The organism is Burkholderiales bacterium, from assembly GCA_013695435.1.
GTDB lineage: Bacteria > Pseudomonadota > Gammaproteobacteria > Burkholderiales > JACMKV01 > JACMKV01.
In genome coordinates this window covers 1-2,634 of the sequence record JACDAM010000282.1, presented here as the reverse complement: position 1 = coordinate 2,634, position 2,634 = coordinate 1, and the positions used below count along the sequence as shown (strand labels likewise).

The following is a 2,634-nucleotide window of genomic DNA, read 5'->3' as shown; positions in this document are numbered from 1 at the left end:
CTGCCACGTCGGTCAGCCGACGCTGAGCACGCAATTGAAAAAACTCGAAGACTATCTTGGCGTCACCTTGTTCGAGCGAAACAAGCGTCACCTGACGCCAACGCCGGTCGGCGAGGAAATCATCGCCGAGGCGCGGGTTGCGCTCGAAGTGATGGAGCGCATCCGCGAACTCGCGCGCAGGGGACACGACGCGATGGATGGACCGCTGCGGCTCGGCGTGATACCAACGCTCGGGCCTTATCTGATCCCGCATCTGCTGCCGCCGATTCGCGACGCGTTTCCAAAACTACGGCTGTTTCTTCGCGAAGACCTCACGGTGAATCTGCTCGAGCAGTTGCGCAGCGTCAAGCTCGACGCGCTGCTGCTCGCGCTGCCCGTGCACAGCGAAGGCCTCGACGTGATGGAGTTGTTTCATGAGCCGTTTCATCTCGCGTTGCCGGCCGGGCATCCATTGGCGCTGCAAAAACAGGTACACGAACGCGATCTCGTCAAGCAGCCGCTGCTGCTGCTCGAAGAAGGCCATTGTTTGCGCGATCAGGCGCTGGAAATCTGCGCCTCGCGGGAACGGCGCAATGAAGTGGCGGCGACCAGTCTTGAAACCCTGCGCCAGATGGTCGCGGCCGGCATCGGCTGCACCTTGCTGCCGGCGCTTGCGACCTTGCCCGGCATGGGTGCGATCCAGAGCCGGCTGATCGAAATCCGCCCGTTTGCGGCGCCCGCGCCCAGCCGCGCCATCGGCATCATATGGCGCCATCGCTATCCGCGGGAAAACACCGTGCGGCGCGTCGCCGAACTGATACTCGCCCATCTGCCCGCTTGTGTGACGGCGAGCGCCGGGTCGCAAAACGTCGTGCCGATATCAACGGCCGTCGCGTCAGCTGCGTCTACGCCGGAGCGCCTGCAAAAAAGATGATGGAAGGTGGTAGCATGGCGGACAGTTATGCCGTCTTGCCGGAGTACACCCACATATGATTCCCGAAATCGGCCAGTTCTCGCTGATCCTCGCGTTGTGCCTTGCGCTCGCGCAAAGCGCGCTGCCCCTGATCGGCGCCGCGCGCGGCATACCGAATTGGATGGCGCTTGCGCGTCCTGCCGCGCAAGGTCAATTTGTGTTCGTCGCGATCGCGTTCGGCTGTCTCGTATGGTCGTTCACGCACGATGATTTTTCCGTGCTGAATGTTGCGACCAATTCGAATTCGCAATTGCCGATAGCGTACAAATTCGCCGCAAGCTGGGGCTCCCACGAAGGCTCGTTGTTATTGTGGGTGCTGATGCTGACGGTCTGGACGCTTGCCGTTACCGTATTCAGCCGCCGTCTGCCTGAGGAGATGATCGCGCGCGTGCTCGGCGTGCTGGGCTTCATCAGCGTCGGCTTTCTGCTGTTTATGCTATTGACATCGAATCCGTTCGACCGGTTGCTGCCTGCCGCGGCCGACGGGCGCGATCTGAATCCGCTGTTGCAGGATCCCGGCATGGTGATTCATCCGCCGATGCTGTATATGGGCTACGTCGGCTTTTCGGTTGCGTTCGCGTTCGCGCTCTCGGCGCTGATCTCGGGCCGGCTGGATGCGACATGGGCGCGTTGGTCAAGGCCGTGGACGACCGCCGCATGGTGTTTCCTGACGTGCGGCATTGCGCTCGGCAGTTGGTGGGCGTATTACGAACTCGGCTGGGGCGGCTGGTGGTTCTGGGATCCGGTCGAAAACGCGTCGTTCATGCCCTGGCTGGTCGGCACGGCCTTGATTCATTCGCTGGCCGTCACCGAGAAGCGCGGCGCGTTCAAAAGCTGGACTGTGCTGCTCGCGATCATGGCATTCTCGCTGTCGCTGCTCGGCACTTTTCTTGTTCGTTCCGGCGTGCTGACGTCGGTCCATGCTTTCGCGACAGATCCGAAACGCGGCATTTTCATTCTCGCTTTTCTCGCGATTGTGATCGGCGGCTCGCTCGCCCTGTATGCATGGCGTGCGCCCCGCGTCGGCCTCGGCGGCTCGTTCGAACCACTCTCGCGCGAATCGCTGTTGCTCGGAAACAATTTGCTGCTGGTTGTCGCCGCCGCCTCAGTGTTGCTCGGCACACTGTATCCACTGATCCTCGACGCGCTCGGTCTCGGCAAAATTTCGGTCGGGCCGCCGTATTTCGAAGCCATTTTTGTGCCGCTGATGGCGCCCGCGGTATTTTTGATGGGGATCGGCCCGGTTGCGCGCTGGAAACAGGCGAAGCTTCCTGCGCTCGCCATTCGCTTGCGTTGGGCGTTTCTCGTCAGCGTCGCCGCGGCGATCGCCGTGCCGATCGTACTCGGCCGCTGGAGTGCGATGGTGAGCTTCGGGTTATTGCTTGCGCTGTGGGCAATCGCGACCGCTCTGGAAAATCTTTATCACCGGCTCAGATCGACTCCCGGCGGCAACCTGTTCGACAAGTTGGCGCGGCAATCGCTGAGCTACTTCGGCATGCTGGTCGCGCACATCGGCGTTGGCGTTTTTATCATCGGCGTAACGCTGGTCAAGGGTTACGAAACCGAAAAAGACGTGCGCATGGAAGTCGGCGATAGCGTACAGGCCGGCGGCTACAGCTTCCGCTTCATGGGCGCAATCGAGGTTGCCGGGCCGAACTTTTCCGCGCTGCGCGGAACGATAG

At 61.7% G+C, this 2,634-nt stretch carries 2 protein-coding genes; both read left to right on the top strand.

The features are described 5' to 3' along the window. Nucleotides 1–913 (top strand): hydrogen peroxide-inducible genes activator (locus H0V78_13830; protein ID MBA2352816.1); only part of this gene is annotated, 913 nt, incomplete at its 5' end. Nucleotides 914–968: 55 nt separating this feature from the next. After that, on the top strand, nt 969–2,634 hold a 1,666-nt coding region (locus H0V78_13825; protein MBA2352815.1), incomplete at its 3' end, for a heme lyase CcmF/NrfE family subunit.